Annotated in this window: 17 protein-coding genes; 7 read left to right on the forward strand and 10 right to left on the reverse strand. The window is 53.6% G+C overall.

The annotated features are described in order from the left end of the window. Nucleotides 1-75: 75 nt before the first annotated feature. Together groL and L0M99_RS09245 are read right to left on the reverse strand one after the other, a co-directional pair. Nucleotides 76-1710: a chaperonin GroEL gene (groL, locus tag L0M99_RS09240; protein WP_238128411.1), complete on the reverse strand. Its 1635-nt coding sequence runs from the start codon at nt 1708-1710 to the stop codon at nt 76-78. Nucleotides 1711-1996: 286 nt separating this feature from the next. Further along, nucleotides 1997-2599 carry a LytR C-terminal domain-containing protein gene (locus tag L0M99_RS09245; protein WP_238128412.1) on the reverse strand — a complete coding sequence of 201 codons (603 nt, stop codon included), beginning with the start codon at nt 2597-2599 and terminating at the stop codon, nt 1997-1999. A 104-nt stretch (nt 2600-2703) separates the two neighbouring features. On the opposite strand from L0M99_RS09245, the gene L0M99_RS09250 reads away from it, so the two are divergent. From L0M99_RS09250 to L0M99_RS09260, 3 genes are read left to right on the forward strand one after another with little or no spacing between them, the layout of a single operon-like run. Further along, nucleotides 2704-3366, forward strand: coding sequence for a uracil-DNA glycosylase (locus tag L0M99_RS09250; protein WP_238128413.1), 663 nt, complete (start codon nt 2704-2706; stop codon nt 3364-3366). Nucleotides 3367-3417: 51 nt separating this feature from the next. Continuing rightward, nucleotides 3418-4740 (forward strand): LCP family protein, encoded by a 1323-nt coding sequence (locus L0M99_RS09255; RefSeq protein ID WP_238128414.1) that lies wholly within the window; start codon nt 3418-3420, stop codon nt 4738-4740. Between the two features lie 35 nt (nt 4741-4775). Then, complete coding sequence (locus tag L0M99_RS09260; protein ID WP_238128415.1) at nt 4776-6167, forward strand: LCP family protein; 1392 nt, start codon at nt 4776-4778, stop codon at nt 6165-6167. A gap of 188 nt (nt 6168-6355) precedes the next feature. On the opposite strand, the gene galE is transcribed toward L0M99_RS09260, so the two are convergent. Then, nucleotides 6356-7345 (reverse strand): UDP-glucose 4-epimerase GalE, encoded by a 990-nt coding sequence (galE, locus tag L0M99_RS09265; RefSeq protein WP_024059528.1) that lies wholly within the window; start codon nt 7343-7345, stop codon nt 6356-6358. 167 nt (nt 7346-7512) lie between these two features. Between galE and L0M99_RS09270 the strand changes: the two genes are divergently transcribed. The 3 genes from L0M99_RS09270 to L0M99_RS09280 all read left to right on the forward strand — a co-directional run bounded on the left by L0M99_RS09270 (nt 7513) and on the right by L0M99_RS09280 (nt 10712). Continuing rightward, nucleotides 7513-9012, forward strand: a complete 1500-nt coding sequence (locus tag L0M99_RS09270; protein ID WP_238128416.1) for an RCC1 domain-containing protein — start codon at nt 7513-7515, stop codon at nt 9010-9012. Nucleotides 9013-9021: 9 nt separating this feature from the next. Next, on the forward strand, nt 9022-9459 hold the full coding sequence (locus tag L0M99_RS09275; RefSeq protein ID WP_238128417.1) for a GtrA family protein: 438 nt from the start codon (nt 9022-9024) through the stop codon (nt 9457-9459). Between the two features lie 254 nt (nt 9460-9713). Next, nucleotides 9714-10712: a malate dehydrogenase gene (locus L0M99_RS09280; protein WP_238128418.1), complete on the forward strand. Its 999-nt coding sequence runs from the start codon at nt 9714-9716 to the stop codon at nt 10710-10712. 145 nt (nt 10713-10857) lie between these two features. On the opposite strand, the gene L0M99_RS09285 is transcribed toward L0M99_RS09280, so the two are convergent. Genes L0M99_RS09285 through rsmI form a run of 4 tightly spaced genes read right to left on the reverse strand, consistent with a single transcriptional unit; the run spans nt 10858 to nt 17820 of the window. Further along, nucleotides 10858-13494, reverse strand: coding sequence for an ATP-dependent helicase (locus tag L0M99_RS09285; RefSeq protein WP_024059532.1), 2637 nt, complete (start codon nt 13492-13494; stop codon nt 10858-10860). A gap of 21 nt (nt 13495-13515) precedes the next feature. After that, entirely contained in the window at nt 13516-15090 is a 1575-nt protein-coding gene (locus L0M99_RS09955) for a sialidase family protein (RefSeq protein WP_238128419.1), read from the reverse strand. A gap of 26 nt (nt 15091-15116) precedes the next feature. Next, nucleotides 15117-16919, reverse strand: a complete 1803-nt coding sequence (gene metG, locus L0M99_RS09295) for a methionine--tRNA ligase (RefSeq protein WP_238128420.1) — start codon at nt 16917-16919, stop codon at nt 15117-15119. 52 nt (nt 16920-16971) lie between these two features. Beyond that, nucleotides 16972-17820 carry a 16S rRNA (cytidine(1402)-2'-O)-methyltransferase gene (gene rsmI / locus L0M99_RS09300; RefSeq protein WP_238128421.1) on the reverse strand — a complete coding sequence of 283 codons (849 nt, stop codon included), beginning with the start codon at nt 17818-17820 and terminating at the stop codon, nt 16972-16974. 37 nt (nt 17821-17857) lie between these two features. Here rsmI and L0M99_RS09305 point away from each other — a divergent pair, with 37 nt between their 5' ends. After that, nucleotides 17858-19600, forward strand: coding sequence for a dolichyl-phosphate-mannose--protein mannosyltransferase (locus tag L0M99_RS09305; protein WP_238128422.1), 1743 nt, complete (start codon nt 17858-17860; stop codon nt 19598-19600). 67 nt (nt 19601-19667) lie between these two features. Here the strand turns inward: L0M99_RS09305 and L0M99_RS09310 are convergent, their stop codons facing one another. From L0M99_RS09310 to L0M99_RS09320, 3 genes are all read right to left on the reverse strand, one after another. Beyond that, nucleotides 19668-20666: a Ppx/GppA family phosphatase gene (locus L0M99_RS09310; RefSeq protein ID WP_238128423.1), complete on the reverse strand. Its 999-nt coding sequence runs from the start codon at nt 20664-20666 to the stop codon at nt 19668-19670. A 129-nt stretch (nt 20667-20795) separates the two neighbouring features. Next, nucleotides 20796-21323 carry a DUF501 domain-containing protein gene (locus L0M99_RS09315; RefSeq protein WP_024059538.1) on the reverse strand — a complete coding sequence of 176 codons (528 nt, stop codon included), beginning with the start codon at nt 21321-21323 and terminating at the stop codon, nt 20796-20798. Then, nucleotides 21320-21928, reverse strand: coding sequence for an FtsB family cell division protein (locus tag L0M99_RS09320; protein ID WP_238128424.1), 609 nt, complete (start codon nt 21926-21928; stop codon nt 21320-21322). Before L0M99_RS09320 ends, L0M99_RS09315 begins: the two co-directional genes overlap by 4 nt. Nucleotides 21929-21989: the final 61 nt, after the last annotated feature.

Consider the following 21989-nt stretch of genomic DNA (forward strand, 5'->3'; position numbering starts at 1 on the left):
TAATAGTTCACCACCAGTTTATGAGCAGATTGCTGAGATAATACGTAGACAGATTAAAAACCAACAAAGTACGGTTTAGTACATTCCGCCCATACCGGCAGCTGCTGCTGCGTCATCGGCGCCAGGAGCAGCCGGAGGCTCCGGCTTGTCAGCTACTACTGCTTCGGTGGTCAAGAACATGCCTGCGATTGAGGCCGCATTCTGCAAAGCAGAACGAGTAACCTTAACTGGGTCAGCAATATTGCTCTTGAGCAGATCTTCATACTCGCCATTGGCGGCGTTCAGACCCTGACCAGCAGGCAGGTTGGCAACCCGTTCAGCCACTACCGAGCCTTCCAGACCGGCATTCTCGGCAATCTGGCGCATCGGGGAGGACAGAGCTACCCGAACAATGGAGGCGCCAGTTTCTTCATCGCCCTCCAGCTTCAAGCCATCCAGAGCTTTCAGACCGGACTGCAGCAGGGCAACCCCACCGCCAGCCACGATGCCTTCTTCAACAGCGGCTTTAGCGTTGCGAACTGCGTCCTCGATCCGGTGCTTACGCTCCTTCATTTCCACTTCGGTGGCGGCACCGGACTTGATAACTGCTACCCCGCCAGCCAGCTTGGCCAGACGCTCTTGCAGTTTCTCGCGGTCGTAGTCAGATTCGGTATTCTCGATTTCCTGACGAATCTGCTTTACGCGAGCCTCAATATCTTCGGCAGCGCCCGCGCCCTCTACGATAGTGGTCTCATCCTTGGTAACGACTACCTTGCGCGCCTTGCCCAACATATCCAGCTCGGCATTTTCCAGGGTCAGACCCACGGTCTCAGAAATGACCTGACCACCGGTTAGAATCGCCATATCCTGCAGCATCGCCTTGCGACGGTCACCGAATCCCGGAGCCTTAACCGCAACGGTCTTAAAGGTGCCGCGAATCTTGTTCAGCACCAGGGTAGTCAGGGCTTCCCCATCTACGTCCTCTGCAATAATCAGCAGCGGCTTACCGGTAGCCATTACCTTTTCCAGCAGCGGCAACAGATCCTTAATCTGGGAAACTTTCGATTCCACCAACAGGATGTAGGGGTCTTCTAGCACCGCTTCCTGACGGTCCGGGTCAGTTACGAAGTAACCAGAGATGTAGCCCTTATCGAAACGCATACCCTCGGTGACTTCCAGGTGAGTACCGAATGAGTTGGAATCCTCAACGGTAATAACGCCCTCGTTGCCTACCTTTTCCATAGCATCCGCAATCAAAGCCCCAATTTCGGGATCGTTGGCGGAGATAGACGCGGTAGCCGCAATCTCGTCACGAGTCTCAACTTCTTTGGCATCAGAGTGCAGCTGATCCACAACTGCCTGAACCGACTTGTCGATGCCGCGCTTAAGGGCAATCGGGTTTGCGCCGGCAACTACGTTGCGCAGACCCTCGCGCACCAGCGCCTGAGCCAATACGGTTGCGGTAGTAGTACCGTCACCAGCCACATCGTCAGTCTTCTTGGCGACCTCTTTGACTAGCTCAGCACCAATCTTTTCGTACGGATCTTCCAGCTCGATTTCTTTAGCTACTGACACGCCATCTTTGGTGATGGTGGGAGCGCCCCACTTCTTTTCCAAGACTACGTTACGACCACGCGGTCCTAGCGTTACTTTCACCGTGTCAGCCAGGGTGTTTAGCCCTCGCTCCATTCCCCGGCGAGCTTCCTCATCAAAAGCAATAATTTTGCTCATATGCTTTTATTCCCTCCATCGCGGCGCTACTGCGCCACGCGGTTAGATCTTTGACCCAGCCTTGATGCCCGCGACGGACGAGGACGCTGCACCGATCCTGTCTCGGAACATTGCCCCCTCATCAAGAACTCGATTTTTATCACTCTCTAGGTTCGAGTGCTAAATACGATTTTGGCACTCTCCTAGGCCAAGTGCAAACTATCGCTCATAACTGGGGCAAAATATCCTGATAGAGAAATCAGCTAGCCCCAAGTCACACTCGCGCCAGGGCTATATCGGCAGATAACTAGTCAAGAAGATAAACGGCGATATCGGTATCCCCAATTTGAAACTTGCCGTTACTGGCGTCGTAAACCTGGGAAATCCCAGCGACTTTAGCGGCTTCCTCGGCAGCTGCCTGATATTTTTCACCGCGATACAGCACGGTTGAGCCTTCTAAACCGCGAGCCCGCGAGTTAGTCGCTACCGGATTATTAAAGCCCGCAGACTGCAATTCTTCAGCTACCTGTTTCGCCCATCCCGAACGCTTAGAAGCATTAAGCACCCGAACCCGCACATTTTCTTTATCGGCGTTACCGACACTAGCTTGTGGACTCTCGCTCTTATCTGGCGAGGTAGTGCTATCAGGTTTATCAATTTTGGTGGGACTATTACTGGGAACCGTAACACTAGCGCTCGCACTGGGGGTGGCAACCGGCTGCACATCGCGGATCTTGCCGGTAGTTTTCATCAGCGCTACCCCGCCCCAGGCTAAAGCCGGACCTAATACCAACACAATCAAGATTGGTAGCAGGGTTTGCCAGCGTCTAATAGGACGGCGATGAGCACCAGAGGGACCTTCTTCGCCCATCGAGTCGAATTCATCTGGCGGAAACTCTTGTTTGCTCACATGCCCACATTAACCGCATCTGCATACCGGCAACCTACCTGCCACGCCGATAAAGCACATTTGCCCCTCCTGGTTTATCGGCGTTCACAGGGTAAAGTAGCAGCATGAGTAGCAACCTGGAAAAGATCATGCACCCCTCCTGGGTACCAGCTATGGAACCGGTAGCTGGCAAAATCAGCGAGATGGGTAAAATGCTGCGCGAAGAAGGAAATAACTATTTCCCTGCGGGCAAAGACATTTTTCGAGCTTTCACTTACCCGTTTGATCAGGTAAAAGTGTTGATCGTGGGACAAGATCCCTATCCCACCCCGGGCAATGCAATGGGGCTGTCATTTTCGGTAAAACCGGGAGTCGCCATTCCAAAGTCGCTACAAAATATTTTCAAAGAGCTCCACGAAGATCTGGATTGCTCCCTGCCCAGCAGTGGGGATTTGCGTCCCTGGGCTGGGCAGGGCGTAATGCTGCTAAACCGGGTACTCACTGTCTCCCCAAATGAAGCCGGATCCCACCGGGGTCGCGGCTGGGAAGAGGTAACCGACTGCGCCATTTCTGCCTTGGTGCAGCGGGATCGCCCCCTAGTCGCCATCTTATGGGGCAAGCAGGCACAGTCTTTACGTCCCGCCTTGAAAGACACTCCTTGCATAGAATCTGCCCACCCCTCACCTCTTTCCGCTTCCCGAGGATTCTTCGGTTCGCGCCCGTTTTCGCGTACCAATTCTTGGTTGCAGCAGTTAGGTGCAGCTCCCATAAACTGGCAACTTCCCTAACTTCTTATCCAAATCGTTACAATTAGGCGTAGACAGCATAAAGTAGTACACGTGAGTTCACACAAGAAGAGCGCGAAAGACTATATCGGGCGTATTCGCCACGCTAATAATCCGCCGTATCCTCCTAAGATACGACGCGCTTTGTCCTGCGCCTTAGTGTTTCTGCTATCGTTTTCTTTAGCGGCCGGCCTTTTGATTTACGCTGACTTATCCGGGCGGGTAAACAATCTCGGCGCCTCTTCCTTACTAGGGCGAACTCCCCCAGATTCCTACGACGGGCGAGCCCTCAACATTCTGATAATTGGTTCTGACTCTCGGTCCGGTAAAGGCAACCAGACTTTAACTAATAATGACGATCCCACCGAACGCTCCGACACCACGATGATTATGCACATCTCTAAGGATCGTTCCCAGGTAAATGTGGTTTCTATTCCCCGGGATTTAATTGTCGACATTCCTTCCTGTCAGCGTAGGGATGCCAGCAGGTCTGAACCGCAAAGAGCCCAATTCAACTGGGCATATTCGATTGGATCCTTAGGCGGCGACCGCGCGTCGGCGGTAGTCTGTACCTGGAAAACAGTGGAAAAACTCTCCGGGATACGGATTGATGAATCCATAGTGGTGGATTTCAATGGTTTTTCTTCCATGATTGATGCCCTGGGGGGAATCAACATTTACGTCCCCACCAAGATAAAAGACAAGATAAACTCTGGGCTAGAACTAGAGCCCGGATGTAAACATTTCGATGGTAAACAGGCCTTAGCCTACGCAAGAGTACGCCACGGAGTCAAAGGATCAGATGGCTCCGATATCCAACGTATCCAGCGTCAACAAGCGGTTATGGGTATTATGATGCGGGCTGCCTTAAAAAAGAACTTGCTTACGTCCCTGAATCAGCTTTATGGCTTTGTAGGTAATGGTCTAGGGGCTTTGACCGTCTCCGAGGGGCTATCTTCAGTTTCCCAGTTGAGCGGGTTGGGATGGTCTTTACAATCGCTTAAGCCGGATAATCTGCTCTTCCTTACTCTCCCGGTATACGAGGCTCCTTTTGACCGGAACCGCCTATTGCTTTCTGAAAAGAAAGTCGAGCCGATTTGGGATTCCTTCATAAATGACACTCCTCTACCTGCCGGGGTAGAAGTGCGAGACGGGAACGGCAATGTTCGCACGATTACCGAAAAGACCTCTTCTTCCCAGCCCCCGCAGGACAGTGCCACCTCTTCTGCTGCTTCCAGTCAGACTCCCGAGACTTCGGAGTCTGCTACCAAAGATTTGCAGCCAGCACAGGACATGAGGCAAAGCGGGTCACTTAACTCCAAATTAAGTCCCGAAGAACTAGCTGAACTGCAGCGCAAATGCGAAGCAGGACAATAAAGCACCCTCCGGTCAACAGTTAGGAAACAAATAACTTGAGTCAACAGAACCTACCGGAATCTTTCCCACCTCCCAAGAGGCGCCGTCCCCGGCCAAGTCAAGCAGTTCCCCCCTCCTACGCTCCACAGCAAAGGCGGCGGCGTTCTGCTGTTTCCGCCAAACCCACTTATTCAGATCCCAAACGATTAGCCAACCATTCCGAAAACTCTCATTTTTCTTCCCCGGATCGCCCTTCGCGCCCGGCAATCTCCCGTCGCCTCAACGGTCAAGGGGATAGCCCCGCTTCCTTCACTTCTAAGGCACAAGAAATTCCAATACAGCCACGCTCTGAGTCCCGTTTTGCGGGACGCACGGTTCCTACCCGTACTCGGGTAATGCCCGCAGATCGTCTCCCCGCAGACTCTAGCTCGCCTCAAAGACAAGTCGCCGCTGCCAAACTGGAGCCTACCCCGCCTTCCCGCTCTCCACGGATTCCTCATGCCCACCTCCCCGCACGCCGAGTTTTTAAATGGGCACTCACGGTGCTCATTATTTTCGTTATCGCCTGGCCGCTGTACCTGTGGTACCTGGTGGATTCCCAGTTGAACCGAGTTGATGCCCTTTCAGCGCTACCCGCTAGCGAGGGAGAAACTTGGCTCATCGCCGGCTCCGATCAGCGTTCCGATGGCAGTGATGGGGGTGTGCAACAACCTTGGGTTCAAGGTGCCCGTGCCGACAGCATTATGTTGCTACGCAAAGTTAATGGGGTAGCGGAACTGGTATCCCTACCCCGTGATACCGCAGTGGAAATTCCCGGGCACGGCCTCAATAAACTCAATGCTTCCTACGCATTCGGCGGACCAAAACTACTGGTAAAAACGGTGGAGGGAGTAAGTGGAGTCAAGGTAGATCACTATGTTGAGGTAACTATGGGTGCGGTTACCCAGCTAGTAGACGCGGTAGGCGGGGTGGAACTGTGTCTCGACTATGATGTCAACGACGCTGATTCGGCTTTGAAATGGAAGAGTGGCTGTCACCAGGCCGATGGGGCAACTGCCTTGGCATTTTCCAGGATGCGGCATCAAGATCCGCGCGGGGATATCGGCAGAGCCGAGCGCCAACGCCAGGTGGTTTCTAAGCTGTCGCAAACCCTGATTACCCCTTCCACCTTCCTTAACCCCTTCAAACAACGCGACCTGGCAAACGCGGGGGCAAGCAATCTGACTTGTGATTCTGATTCCGGAGCCTGGGCGTTGGGTAAGATGCTCTTGGCCTATCGCGGCGCGGCAAATAATAACTTGACCGGAGCTCCCCCGATTTCCAAATTGGCATATTACAAGGGAGGACATGGGGCGATGGTACAGCTCGACCCCAATAAATCTCCATCTTTCTGGAAATCCTTCCAACAGGGTACTTTACAGCCTAATCAGTATCACCAGTTCAAATAGCACTATTGGTTCAGGATTTTCTTCTTTTTCCGAGGACGAAACTGATTTTCATCGAAGCAAGCTGCGGATACCCCAAATCTTTAATAACGGGAATGATTTACTATGGGCGCGTGAAAAAAATTTCCGGGTTTGATAGGAAGGCTTCCTATCAAACCCGGAAAGATAGAGAACGGGACTATATTTGCGGTTTATAGTCCTTCAATTTTATCTGGTCCGGCCTGCCAAGCGCTCCAGGCAGATTCCAGAATCTCCTTGACTCCGTATTCTGCTTTCCAATCCAAGTCAACGCGAATCCGGGTAGTATCCCCGATTAGCTGAGCGGGATCCCCGGCGCGGCGAGGCTGCTCATCCGCTTCGAAATCAATCCCGGTAACTTGCCGTAATCCCTCTACAATTTCTTTTACGGAAGTACCTTGTCCAGTGCCCACATTGAAAGTATGGTGTTCCATCTCTTGCCCAGAAGTAACATAGTCAAGAGCATGTAAATGGGCTTCAGCCAGGTCTTTTACGTGGATATAGTCGCGCACACACGTACCATCGGGAGTGTCATAATCACTGCCAAAGATAGCTGGGTGTTTGCCTTGCGCCAGGCGTTCAAGCACCATCGGGATTAGATTCAGGCGAGCGGGATCACCCAAATCGTCCCACCCGGATCCGGCAACATTGAAGTAGCGCAGACCGATCCAACGCAACCCCCAGGCGCGTTCACAATCTGCCATCATCCATTCCCCAATCATTTTGGTTTCCCCATAGGGATTAATGGGTTTACCGGCAAGTTCTTCCGGCACCACTGGCACATCTGGCTGCCCATAGACTGCCGCGGAGGAGGAGAAAATCATTTGCCGAACCCCGGCATCACGCATAGCGGACATCATATTGGCCAGTCCCCCAACGTTCTGCTGGTAGTACCACATGGGTTTTTCTACCGATTCCCCCACCTGTTTACGCGCAGCAAAATGGATAACTGCCGTGACGTCCTCGTCAATGAGGGTTTGGAATAGAGTCTTGCGGGCACCGGAGCTGGCAACGTCAAGTTGCACCAGTTTCGCGTCCCCAATCCGGGTAGGACTACCGTAGGAGAGGTCATCAACGACGACCACCTTTTCTCCACGTTGCTGCAAGAGACGAACCACATGGGCGCCGATATAACCGGCGCCTCCCGTAACTAAAATACTCATAGCTCCAGGTTACTTCAGCAGACGGCTGATGGTACCCTTAATCGAGATTTCTTGGGTAAATTTAGTCGGATTTTACCTATTATCCAACTTCAAAGTTCGTTAAAAATAGGTTAGAATGGACTAAGGAGTATGGTTTTAACCCGAGGTTGGACGGGAGGTGACCCCAGATGCGTGATGCCGCGTCTAAACGGCGTATTGGCGTGCAGGTAACACTAGCAGTGATAGCAGTATTTCTTGCCCTGGGAACCCTAATCATCGCCCCCACCACCTCCATCGCGGGAGCCGTAAAACCTACCTACGAAATCACGCTAACACCGGTCAATCCCCAACCCACCTCGACTACTCCTACCTCCGATTATGATCCGATAATGCCCGGGCCTTCTCCTACTCCAACCTTTAACGGTCCGCGCATTATTCTGTCTTTACGTCCGGTACAACCCGGCCCTTCTCCGGTTCCAACTTTCAACCAGACCACCTCCCCCTCCGATACCGTGCAACCAGTGGGAGTCGCTCAGGATTTACGGCGCGCCTCCGCCTCTGGCTCCTTTGCCTGCGGGCTGCGCACCGACGGTACCGCCCGCTGCTGGGGAGTCAACGATTCTGGTCAACTGGGGATTCCTATAACCCGTCAGCCAGCCATAAAGCCGCAGACCATCGCGAATCAACCGGTGAAATTCACTCAAATTTCCACCGGTCGCGAATACACCTGCGGCCTGGGCACCGATAAGTTTGTGTACTGTTGGGGCGATAACTCCTTTGGACAACTAGGACAGATTAAATCCCGTACCCAATTGTCGGGATCTTTCAATCCGCTGCGGGTAGGGAACCTGGCAGCAGATACCGCCCAAATTGCTACGGGAGGGCGCCACGCTTGCGCCCTGTCCAACTCCGGAGTGCTTTCTTGCTGGGGAGCCAATGAAATGGCACAGGTTGGCAACAGCACTAACATCGGGAACCAACTAAAGCCGGTGGCGGTAATGACCGATGTGAAAGAGGTCGCTACCGGTAACGACCATACCTGCGCACTTAAACAAGACGGCACGGTTTATTGTTGGGGAGTAAAAGCTGGCTGGGACGGCTGGAATGACCGCCTGGCAGTCGATTACCAACTACGTCCGGCACCGGTTTCAAATATGAAGTTCGTTTCTCTACGTGCCGCTGGGGATCGCACTTGCGCAATCGGTGAAAACAAGCGGCTTTATTGTTGGGGAATCAATACCGATGGTCAGGCAGGTAAGCCTGGCGATATGTCCACCAGAGGCAAGATGCTACAGCCCGAGCTGATCAGTTCCCTTCCCGAAGTCAACCAGGTTTATCTAGGCTACTACGGGGGCTGCGCAGTTACTTCCAATGGCACTACCTATTGTTGGGGACGCAATGACTTCGGACAACTCGGACCTGGTATTGCTCTAACTAAACGGGTTGCCCGCACCAATACTCAGATTGTGGGGGCGGCTCCGGCAGTCAGCGGTTTAGATGCTCGCCTGGGGGCAAATGCCCGTTCGACTATCTTCATGGGCAGTACCTTTACTTGCATGTTAGATAAGAAGAACAATATGTACTGCGTAGGCAACTGGGCACAGGGGCAGCTGGCAGATGGGCGGCGCAGCGATCGGCTTTCGAACGCCCGAACCGCGCAGATCACTCCGGTCTACTCCCGTCTGTAGTCGTAAGCTGTGGGAAAACTATACACCTATCTGGCTGCCCCGGGACGCCTGACTAGAATTATTAAATTCTGCCTGGTAGGCGGGATGAACTACCTGGTTGATGTGTCGGTTTTCAACCTGCTAATGGTCAGTTGGCTTTCTTCCCACCCCTTGACTTCTAAAATCTTAGCCGCCGCGGTAGCCACCGTATTTTCTTGGGTGGTAAACCGGCAATGGACTTTCCGCAGTCAACGCACCGATAACCGCCTGCAAGAATTCATCGGCTTCGCGGTAGTTAACGTGCTTGGAATGGTACCTGCAGTAATTTGCCTGGGTGTCAGCCACTACCTTCTGGGGCTCACCTCGCTGCTTGCTGACAATATTTCTGCCAATATTATCGGACTGATTTTGGGAACTATTTTACGGTTCTTCCTTTACGAACATCTGATTTTTACCGGTAAGAAATAACGTTAGTTACCGAAGTTTCTTTGAGGACGAGCCTAGAAAAAATATCAGGCAGGCGCGCCCAGTTAGGACTAAGGGTCGAGAAAGATTTCTCGATATCGAGAGGCACCTTACTTCCTGCATTTATATAGCTATTTTAAAGAAATCTTTTAGTGGCAGATACCACCTTAAAGCGTTAGGGTTGAAACATAAGTCTAGTTGGCTTGACCGACCGGGAGCGGTCGGTAGGAAAACAATTCTCATCGAAGGAGAATCACATGGCAGAATGCTGCTGCAAGAAACCTGTTACCGTTACCGTTACTGGCGCCGCCGGTAATATCGGATACGCCCTCCTGTTCCGTATCGCCTCGGGCGCTATGCTGGGCCCAGATCAGCCCGTAAAGTTAAACCTACTGGAAATCCCGCAAGCAGTTAAAGCTGCAGAGGGAACCGCAATGGAACTTAACGACTCGGCATTTCCGCTACTGGCAGGGGTAGATATTTACGATGACCCCAACCAGGCCTTCGCCGGGTGCTCCTATGGCCTTTTGGTGGGAGCTCGCCCCCGCAGTAAAGGCATGGAACGGGCAGACCTGCTAGCCGCCAACGGTGGCATTTTCGGCCCGCAAGGTAAAGCTATTAACGATAATGCTGCCGATGACATTCGCGTACTGGTAGTCGGCAACCCGGCGAACACCAACGCCTACATTGCTTCTAAGTCGGCTCCGGATGTACCGGCAGAGCGTTTCACCGCTATGATGCGCCTGGATCACAACCGTGCTATCTCCCAGTTGGCAGAAAAGACTGGCGCTGCGGTCAAAGACATCAAGAAGATGATCGTATGGGGCAACCACTCTGCTGATCAATACCCTGACCTCACCTTCGCCACTGTAGACGGCAAACCGGCTCCGGAACTGGTTGATGAGGCTTGGTTGGACGACTACTTCGTACCTACCGTAGCTAAGCGCGGCGCTGCCATTATCGAGGCTCGGGGCGCTTCTTCGGCGGCTTCGGCGGCTTCGGCGGCTATCGACCATATGCACACCTGGGCTCTAGGTACTCCCGAGGGCGACTGGTCTACTTTCGCCGGCCCCTCTCACGGAGAATACGGAGTTCCCGAAGGCCTCATCTACGGTATGCCCGTAATCTGCAAGGACGGACAGTACCAGGTAGTGGAAGGTCTAGAGCTCCCCGAAAAGACCAAGCAGCATATCGTGGCTAACGCGAAGGCCGCTGAAGAGGAAATCGCTACCGTTAAGGAACTGGGAATCCTCTAAATCTTTTTCTGTCCTCTCTGCCCAGCGGGCAGGGGGAGAAATTTGCTCGGGGGTTGGACGTCTCGTCCAACCCCCGAATTTTTTATGGTTAAGAATCGAAAAACGCTTGCCTAGTGCAAGATAGTAACTCGGAGCCGACTTTCGGCTAGATTCTCTCCATCGGCGCTAGACGTAGCAAGAGCCGCTTGGTTACTCCCCCCGCGAACTCTACTTTGGCGCTCTTAGAACGCCCCCGCCCTTCAATGGCGACCACCGTACCTTCCCCAAATTTATCGTGGCGCACCCGATCTCCGGTGCCGACCTCGACGGCTTTACCAATAGAAGCATTGGCATCGGTACGTGCCCCCAAATCGGTTCCCAGACGTTTCACTTTCCCGGTTTCGCGCCGCGAAATCTTACCGGTTCCGCCTGCTCCGAATGCCGGCCCGGCGGCGTCCTCATCCCGATACTTGCCACTTCGATACTGGTAGTTACTGTCACCGCGACTGCGGTACCCAGAACTATTTTTACGTCCGCGAGAACTGCTCCCCCAACTGCTCCCGGAGCTCCAAGAAGAAGAGGTATCGAAGGAAAATTCAAACTGTCCGTTACTCTTACTTAACTGGTCGGGTTGATCCATTAACTCGGTCGGAACCTCCAGCAAGAATGGAGAAAGCGGCTGCCAGCGGGTTTCTCCCCACATTTGTCGGTTGTGGGCGGCTGTCAAATATACTTTTTGCTGCGCGCGAGTAATCGCCACATAGGCGAGACGCCTTTCTTCCGCCATTTCCCCGGCTTCTCCCAAGGCGCGAGAATGCGGGAAAGTCCCTTCCTCTAATCCGGTCACAAACACCACCGGAAACTCCAAACCCTTCGCCATATGTACGGTCATCAGAGTAACCTGTCCTCGCTGGTCACCCGGAAGTTGATCCGCATCGGCCACCAGGGCCACCCGCTCCAAAAAATCCACCAAAGTGCCTTCCGGTTCATCTTCGCTAAACTGGGAAGCCACGTTATAGAACTCCGAAAGGTTATCTAAGCGTACCCCGTCCTGGGGATCTTTAGATCCCTCCAAGGACTTCAAATATCCCGACTCGGTCAGTACCGTCTGCAAGCTTTCCTTCAACGGCGCGCCCTCGACATAGGATTGCCGGGCAGAAACTAAACAATCCCAAAACTGAGCGATACTGGTGCGCGCCCGGGGAGTAAGTCCGCTAATCTCGGCGTTATCGGGCACTGATTCACTCATCCCCGAAAGGTTGGTATCCGCAGCCGCCCGAGGGCGCTCTTCCCCCAGCTCCTGTAGCCATACTAAAGCTGCCACCCGCCCTAGGGAAACATCATAGGTATTCGCCGCGGCCTGCAATGCTGCTTGTGCCTTGTTACCCAAGGAACGTTTAGGAGTGTTGATCACGCGGGTAAAAGACACCGCGTCATCGGGATTTACCACCAGCTGCAAATAGGCGATCGCGTCCTTGATTTCTTTACGTTCATAGAACTTGGTACCGCCAATAATCCGGTAGGGAATCCCCGCATGGGTTAAAGTTTCTTCCAGGAGGCGCGAGTGCGCATTTATCCGGTAAAAGACCGCAATATCACCGTAGTTATATCCCGCACCTACCAGATTATTAATTTCTTCTACTACGGAAAGCGCTTCGTCGCGATCAGCGGAAGATATCCGTACTCCGACTTTTTCGCCCTCGCCCGAATCTGTCCATAACTTTTTCTTGTGCCGACTCTGGTTATGTGAAATCACCGCGTTGGCCGCCGCCAAAATATTCCCACTGGAACGGTAGTTTTGTTCCAGGTAGATAGTGCGTGCCCCGTGGAAATCCTTTTCAAATTCTTCGATATTGCGCACGGTGGCGCCGCGGAAAGCGTAGATGGACTGGTCGGAATCTCCAACTACCGTAAGCTCCGCGGCAGTGACTGGCTCGCCCTCTAGCTGTTCCGGTTGGTTAACTGCCGCGCCGGCTACCCCAGATAGCAACTTGACCAGTACGTATTGTGCATGGTTAGTATCTTGATACTCGTCAACCAACACGTGACGGAAACGGTGACAAAAACTCGCCTGAACCAGGGGATTCGTCTGGAACAACTGTACCGTACGCATAATCAAATCATCGAAATCTAGGGCATTAGCTGCATTTAGGCGATGTTGATACGCCGGGTATACCTTCGCCACTACCTCGGCATCTGGCCCCAGACCCGCACTCGCGAGGTAGGTGTCCGGATCTATCAGGGAGTTCTTTAAATCAGAAATTCGATTTTGAATTTTCTTAGCTGGAAATCGCTTGGGATCAAGTTGTAGCTCTTTTAGAATCATGGAAACCAAACGGGTAGCATCCGCTTGATCGTAAATCGTAAACGAAGACTTAAGGTTAGCAGCCTCGGCGTAGCGGCGTAAGATTCTCACGCAAGCGGAGTGAAAAGTTGACACCCACATTTGTCCTGCCTGCGGTCCGATCAGGGAACTAACCCTTTCCCGCATTTCTGCTGCCGCTTTATTCGTAAAGGTAATGGCTAAAATCTGTGAGGGATATGCCCTGCCGGTAGCCAGCAGATAGGCAATACGGCGGGTTAAAACCCGGGTTTTCCCAGATCCGGCTCCTGCCATCACCAGCAGCGGCAGGCCTTGATGCTCAACGGCTTGCCGCTGGGGCTCGTTCAAACCCGAAACAATTTCTTTCGGATCGGAGGGAGCAGGGGGCGCGGACGGCTGCGAACCGACCGCAACTGCGCCGGGAAGCAGGGTTTGAGAGGTGGGGGTATCGGCAGAAAAAAGGGCGTTAAAATCTATCATTAAACCTGTATATCTGGATATTTACCTGCGAGAAAGCAAACCGGCATGTCGCAAGACTTGATTTTGCTCTTTCTCAGTGGCGTTCCAACCAACTGCAAGATATTTCAGGGACAGGGCATCGATGCAAAATGCCGCCACCGAAATACCGGAGTCAGTCTCGTAGGCAATCGTGACAATCCGTATATCTTCCAAAGACACCACATCTAGCGTATTGACCGGCTTAGAGGTAAAGGGAATAATCCCTAAAAGTTCAGAAGCAAAATCAAACATGGAACGTACAGTTCCCTGTCCGTTTTGGTTGCGCGCCACTGCCAACATTACCCGGGATTGTTCGGTGTGCTCGGGGGCAGAATAGAATGCCCGCTCCACCGCTGTTGGCAGGGTATTGCCCAAAGCCTTTTTATTTAAATGCTCGGTGAAACTGCGGCCGCCATCAGCGGAGGCATACGCGTTGAAAGTTAATCCCTGATCGGTTTCTTCAATACAGCCCATTACCAATTTCCCATCGGAAAGCTCGGTAATCGTAGCCTGTACAACCTTTTCACCAGCAAATTTACCTGCCCACCAGGATATTCCTTGGTCATCGGAACAAACCGCTACCGCGCCTCGTTTACCGTCAGCATCGGTGGCTACTGCCACATAGGCGAGCCTGCCGGTCCAAATCCCGTGGCGCAGCTGCACTCCGTGTCCATGTGCGGTACGCCGGGAAACCCAACTTTGATCACCGTCAACTAGGCTGGTCAAATCGCGGTATCGCCAGGTATCACCTTCGTCGTCACTTAAGGCAACCGCGATATGGTTTTGGGATTCATCATCATCACTGCGGGTAGTTACGGCGATAAAAACCCGCCCGGTGACCTGGGAAATGATTATCTGGGGGTCAGTAAAAGACTGACCAGAATCAGTGTAGGTTTCTTGGTCGAAGAGAATACGGGGTTCTTCCCAACTGATTCCATGATCCCGGCTGCGGGTATACCACACCTGGGTATGTCCATTGGCAGGGTGCTTTTCAAATGCCAAAATTAGTTTGCGTCCCGGAGTGCGGTCAATAGCGGGTGCCCCGTAGGTTTCCTGGTCGCTAGTTGCACAGATGTCGGCAGTTTTCACCCCGTGCACCGGCAGTTTCTTACCTGGCTCCACTACAGGTTCCACCGGAGTCTCTGGTAAGTTATCTTCGTTATCTTCTGCAGGGGTCGTAGAGGTGTTTGTTGGCTGGGCTGCAGGCTGGGAGTTAGAGGTGTCCGAGTCGGGGACGGATTTTTCCTCGCTGGCGGTATTTTCCACCGGAGCTACCGGGTCAGGTGTGGACGATTCCGCGGCCTGTTCCTGGGAACTGCTCGCAGGTTGTTCTGCTTTTTCTGCCGCTGAGCTCGACGCGGCAGATTCAGAAGATACTTCCTCGCTTTGATTATCAGATAGCGTGTCGTCTTCTAAAATCACAACCCCGGATGATTCGTAAACTGTCCGTTCGCCCTCAGATTTATCCGCTTGTTTATCAGCGCTTTCCAAGGCCAACGGCAGGCGGGACTCGCGCTCGTCGTCACGAGCAGAAGACCCTCTAAAGAGTCTTTTCAAGCGTTGCCAAAACCCAGCCACGTACGTTCTCCTTTATGCCGCGGCTCCTAAGCGAGCCTGGCTAATTCCTCTTCTATAATCTCAGGTTCCAGCTTCTGAAACACGGGTTTGGGTTTAGAAACTGACCTTCCGATTTGAATTTCATGCCTTCCCCAATGTGGAACGTCATCGTAATCGCCCGTAATAATGGGGTAGATGAAATCTGAACCGTCTTCTCTAGTTTGGTCTAAATCTTTAACTTCTTCAATACGAGGCATGGGGGCAATATCCCCTTGCCCACCAAATACCCGGTCAATGGCATTAGCCGAGGACGGTAAGAACGGCGAAAACATCAGGTTCAGATCCGCAATCACCTGCGCTAATACCCACAATATCGTGTGCAGGCGCTCCTGAGTCTCCGGAGTTTTCAATTTGAAGGGCTCGGTAGCGGCTACGTATTGATTCGCTAGCGACACCAGATGCATAATCTGCTGCAGCGCTGCCTTTTGCCGATGAGTGGCAATCAGCTGTCCTACCTCAGCAAATCCGGCTTCAACCTGGTCTAATAACTGTTTATCTTCGGGTTGTAACTGTCCGGGCTGAGGAATCGCTCCCACCCGTTTATGAATCATCGAAGCCACCCGATTAACCAAGTTACCCCAGGCAGCAACCAATTCGTCATTGGTGCGTCGCACGAACTCTGCCCAGGTGAAATCCGCGTCCTGATTTTCCGGGCCAGCTGCGGAAATAAAGTAGCGTAAGGCATCGGCCTGGTAGCGCGAAAGCATATCCCGCACATAAATCACCACGGATTTAGAGGTCGAGAATTTCTTGCCCTCCATAGTCAGGAATTCCGAGGAAACCACTTCGGTGGGCAGGTTGAGCCGCCCCATTTCACCGGGCTGACCGCCACGCTCGCCCTCGCCGTTATATCCGAGGAGCTCCGCTGGCCAAACCTGGGAGTGGAAAACGATATTGTCTTTGCCCATGAAGTAGTAGGAACGCGCCTGCGGGGCATTCCACCATTCCCGCCAGCGTTCTGGCTGGCCGATGCGCCGCGCCCATTCGATACTGGCAGATAGATATCCGACTACCGCATCAAACCACACATATAGGCGTTTGCTGGGTTGATCTTCCCAACCGGGAACCGGTATCCCCCAGTCAATATCGCGGGTCATAGCGCGGGGCTTAATTTCCGCCAAAATGTTCTTGGAAAAGCGGATTACGTTAGGACGCCAGGTTCCCGAGGCCTCGCGTTCATCGAGCCATTTTCCGAGGGCGTCCGCGAGTGCGGGAAGATCCAGGAAATAGTGGGAGGTTTCCTCAAACTTGGGGGTTTCTCCATTGATTTTTGAAACCGGGTCAATCAAATCGATGGGATCGAGCTGTTTACCGCAGTTGTCACATTGATCCCCGCGGGCTCCGCCGGCTCCGCACAGCGGGCAGGTGCCTTCGATATAGCGGTCAGGTAGCGCCCGGCCACTGGAGGGACTAATTGCGGCCATGGCTCGTTTTTCAATCAGATACCCATTGTCGCGTACCTGCGCAAACATAGCTTTGGTGACCGCAATGTGATTTCCGGTAGTAGTGCGGGTGAACAGGTCATAAGACAGCCCCAGATTCACCAGATCCTCTACGATTAGCCTATTGTTACGGTCGGCAAGTTCTTGGGGGGAGATCCCTTCTGCCTCTGCCTGCACCAAAATCGGGGTACCGTGTTCATCGGTTCCCGACACCATTAACACCTCATGTCCCGCCATTCGCATATAGCGGCTGAAAACATCGGAGGGGACACCAAAACCGGCTACGTGCCCAATATGGCGCGGACCGTTGGCGTAAGGCCAAGCAACAGCGGATAAAACATGAGTCATACCTCTATCCTAATGCCCCATTGCCGGAAGCAAAATATCCCAAAAGACCTGGTTATTTTCGCTCCGCAAGCACCTGGTTATAAAGCGCCTTGGAACTTAGACCGCTTTGGGCGGCTACCGCTTTAGCCGCATCTTTTAGTCTTTCGCCGTCCTCTACCCGGCTGAGGACGAGCCCCACTGCTTCCGTGGGCGTCAAGGGGGTCTGCGGCGCGGCCCCTGCCACCACCAGCACGATTTCTCCGCGCACCTCGGACGCTTTTTCTTTAAGTTCGCCAAGACTGCCCCGCCACACGTCCTCATGCATCTTGGTGAGTTCCCGGCAGACTGCAGCTCGGCGACCAGCGCCGAAAACCTGGGCTAGTGCCTCCAAAGTTGCTGCTAAACGCCGGGGGGATTCCAAGAAAATCATGGTGCGTTCCTCGCCGGAAAGCTCCTCTAAGTGCCGCCTGAGGGCAGTTTGTTTGCGCGGCAAAAACCCTTCAAAGCAAAAGCGATCCGTAGGCAACCCGGAGAGGGCGAGGGCGAGCAGCGGCGCAGAAGGGCCAGGCAGTACCGTCAGTGGTACCCCGCGCGCTATTGCCACCTGTACAATCACATATCCGGGGTCAGAAACCGTAGGCATTCCCGCGTCCGTTACCAACAGAACGCGTTGACCGCGCTCGGCGCAAGAGACTATTTGTTCAGCTTTCGCCTGTTCATTGTGTTCATGGCAAGAAACTAAGGGCGCACGCCTTGCTACCCCCAAGCGTTCGCGCAGCAGCCCGGTGCGACGGGTGTCTTCGGCTGCAATCAAATCTGCCTGTTCAAAGGCGCTAATCAGGCGAGGGGTAGCATCAGCGAGATTACCAATCGGGGTTGCCGCTAAAGCGATGACGCCTGCATCCCAGGAAAACTGTTCCACTCTCACAATTATGCCCTATCCGGATAATATCGAATACATGCAAGCAATGCCTGGACGTCCCGCTCCGCCCCCACCGGCAGCGGCACGAAAAACTTTGACGACAAGCGACAAGGTAAAGCCTAAATCCCGACGCAGGCGTCCACCTGCACCTTCGTGGACATCTGTTACCTCACTGCCTCGGCTCTACCTGCGCGGATGGCGCGGACGGCGGGACAAAGAGGTAATCGACAACCAGCGATCCTGGATAGTTACCGTTATCGCCTGCGTGGTAGCCGCAATCACGCGCTTGCCCCGCCTGGGAGCCACCCGCAAACTGATTTTCGATGAAACTTACTATGTAAAAGATGCCTATTCTCTGTGGCATTTTGGTTACGAAACTAACTGGCCCAAAGGCGGGGACGTTAAGTTCGCAGCCGGGGATTTTGCGGCGGCCACTGCCGATCCCGCATTCGTAGTGCATCCTCCTCTGGGTAAATGGATTATTGGGTTGGGGATGAAGCTTTTCGGTTGGTCCAATCCTTTCGGCTGGCGGATCGCCGCCGCTATCTGCGGGATTATTTTGGTGTATCTAACCTGCCGCCTAGCTTGGGCGCTATTTGACTCTTGGATTCTCACCGGGATTGCCGGGATTTTTATCGCCACCGACGGAGTAGCGATTTCCCTCTCGCGGGTAGGACTCTTAGATGGGATTTTAGCCGTGTTTTGCCTGGCTGGGGTGCTGTGCGTGGTTTATGACCAGCTACAGGTGCGTCGCAGGATGGTTCGCGAGTTGTTGGGAGCCGAGCTGGGCAACGACCTGGCGGGAGTGCGCTGGTGGCTGGTAGCAGCGGGGGTCTGGCTAGGATGTGCCTGCGCCGTGAAATGGTCCGGACTTTACCTGTTGGCAGTGTGCGGTATTTTCGTGTTCTTGCGGGATCTCACTTTACGGCTTTCGGTGCTGCGGATATCCCCTAGCGCGCTCAGCAAGCAGTATCCCGGCATTAAGGGTAAGCAACGTGCTTGGTTGGGGGCGATTGTCCGGGGAGGTCTACCGGCGTTCGCACAGCTAGTCTTAGTAGCCTTCGGGGTGTATTTACTGAACTGGTGGAACTGGTTTACTCACCCTGATGCCTGGGGGCATGGGAAGACGGCCTCCGCGGCCGGAGATTCCTCTTGGTTAGATCCGATTTCTGATTACGTCACCTATATGAGCGAGGTAATGACCTTCCATACTGGGGTAACCAGTAAACACCCCTACCAGTCCTATCCTTGGCAATGGTTGATTGATCAGCGCCCTACCTCGATGCTGTTTGAAAAACCGCATGGCGATAACGGAGATTTCACAGTGGAAGCTATGTCTTCACTGGGTAACCCGATGCTGTGGTGGGTAGGAGTAATCGCCCTGGCAGTGATTATTTACTGTACGTTCGTTCGCCGTGACTGGCGGGCGGGAGTAATCCTGGTCGGCTACCTGGGACTGTGGGCACCCTGGCTGTTGTACTGGTATCGCACCATTTTTATGTTCTATATGGTGGTGCTCACTCCCTTCTTAGCTTTAGCCGTTACCTATTTGATCGGGCTCTTCCTGGGGCTATTGCGGCCATACCCCGAGCCGCTGCTAGCGTGCCGAGATCAGCTAGTTGCCCCGTCGCGGCGCACTCCCGATATCGCGGTTTCGATGGGGATTGCCCTGGTTATCGTGATTTTACTAGTCGCGCTATTCTTCTACCCGGTGGTTAGCGGGATGCCGATTCCCTATTCACATTGGGGTTGGCGTATGTGGTTTAGCTCTTGGATTTAGGGCGCCCCTCACCCCGTCTGTACCGCCTTTATCTCTGCTGTTTAATAGGAGGAGGTTCGCTAAAACCCTAGGGCAAGAGCGACAGGGCGATACCGTCTAATATGTCAGTTTCGGAGGTAAGAATTTCTTTTAATCCGGATCCGTCTGCCTCGATTTCCCCGTTTACCCGTTCAATAATTCGGGACCATACCAGCGCACCTGCGCCGATAACATCGGCGCGCCCGGTGGGCATATAGCCGAGGGCAGCGCGCGCTGTAACCGGCTGATTCATCATCCAGTTACACGAGCTCAGCATTTGCGCGGGGGTGATCCGCGAGCCATGGATTTTTTCGGGCTGGTATTCTTCTAAGCCGAGGGCGTGGGCGGTAATGGTAGTGACCGTTCCGGCCACCCCAATCAGGGTGCGAGCGCGGTCTAACCCTAGTTTTTTATCTGCTTCATCTATCAGCTCATCAATGGCGGAAGTGGCTTTTATTAGGGCTTTCGCCATGCCGGGAGTCTGGCGGGGATCTAGGGAGCCATCCCCGCGTTTAGCCTCGGCAATCACCGGCGCCAGGTAGCGTTCAAATATACGCACCGAACCCATATTGGTGGAAATGGTGTCTATTACCTGCCCGCGTTGACCTAAAACAAACTCGGTAGACCCGCCCCCGATATCTACCAACAGTACCGGCTCGTCCTCGTCTTTAAAGGAGGAGGTAGCACCCGAAAAGGATAGGGTTGCTTCTTCGTCTCCGGAAACCACCTCGGGGATTACCCCTAGGCGTTCCTTAATCCCGGTGAAAAACTCCTCCCGATTTTTCGCGTCCCGGCTGGCGGAGGTGGCAACGAAACGAATCTTGTCCACCCCATATTTGGCGATAATCTGTGCGTATTCTTCTGTGGCTGTAAAGGTGCGTTCTAGGGCTGCCGGTGCGAACTGCCCGGTTTTATCGATCCCCTCCCCCAGGCGCACTATCCGCATTTCTCGAGATAAAACGGTCAGCGGCTCGCTGGGATTCTCCCGGCGAGCAATGATTAAACGAATCGAGTTGGTGCCACAATCAATACCTGCAACTAATGCCATAGCCCTATATTTTCACGGATTCAGATTCCTGACTAACAGGAGAGTTGAACGAAAACTATGGGTCGAAAGTATTTCTTGCCGAGATAGCGATGCCTAGACGCGCCCGATTATCGATGGGAAAACCTGCGACTATTCACAGTAGCAGTGGTCGCTGTCCCACAGGGCGGCGGCTTTCAGGTCAGCTAGCGCTAAATCACCAATGGGGTTTACTTTTTTGCCGCAAGCGAGGGTTTGGGCAGCGAGGGCGTGGAGGCATTTGACCCGTTCGGGCATTCCGCCTGCGCTGATGCCTGCGATTTCTGAGACTTGCCCAATTCCAGTTTCTTCGCCTAGGGCGTTTCTAGCTTCGATATAGGAGACGTGAGCGCGGCGATACGCCTTAGCGACATCTTCATCCTCGGACAGTAATTGCTGATAGTCAGCCATTTTCCCGGAGGCTTCCAAGGTGGATAGGGCGCGCACCAAGCTGGGGAGGGTCAAATACAGGGTCGTAGGAAACGGAGAACCATCCTCTAGGCGCGGAGCGGTCGCCACTACCGCGGGCCGGCCGCATACGCAGCGCGCAGCGACTCCCACTACCCCCCGAGGAACCCTCCCTAACTGGGAAGATAAGGTTTCCAGGTCGGCAGGGGTGGCTTCGTCAAGTTCAAAACTCATTTCTTTTTTGCCGTTTCTTGTTGAGGGGTGGCTCCTGGGGCGGGTTGCGGACGAGTTTGAGTCGAGGATTCTTTAGAGGCTGTGCTTTGCCCCGCCATTTTCACCGAGTGGGTTACTTCTAAGTACCAGGGGCGAGCCGGCAGTTTCTCTAGTTTTGCTTCCTGGCGTGCCTGATAGTCTTTGCCGGGATCCACCACCGCATAGCGGGTTTCACCCGGTTTTACGTAACCGAGGCGCTCGCGCGCCTGCTGGGTTAGATAGTCTGAGTTATCCCACAACTCTAATTCTTTATGCAGTTCTCGGTTTTCTTGTTTCGCCGCCACCAGTTGTGCATGTACCTTGTTACGTTGTTCCAGCTGGCTTACCAGGTCAAACAAGGGCGCCCCCACCAGTAACAAAAATATAGAGGCTACCACCAGGATGCTACCCACGGTTACCGAAAAGCGTGAACCTACTTTGACCCGCCGGTTAGCCGCTTTAACCATCGGGGAACGTCCCCGATTGCGCTTAGCGGTGCGCACCAAAGGAGAAACTGACCGGAAGGCAGAGCCCTGCTTGCGGGTATTCTCTCTTTGTACACTTTTAGGCGGTTGCGGAGACTTCACGCCTTCATTATTTCATCATTATTGACAAATAGCGCTCCGGCGTTCTGAGAGGTCAAGTATT

The sequence above is a fragment of the Varibaculum cambriense genome, from assembly GCF_022133705.1.
Lineage (GTDB): Bacteria > Actinomycetota > Actinomycetes > Actinomycetales > Actinomycetaceae > Varibaculum > Varibaculum cambriense_A.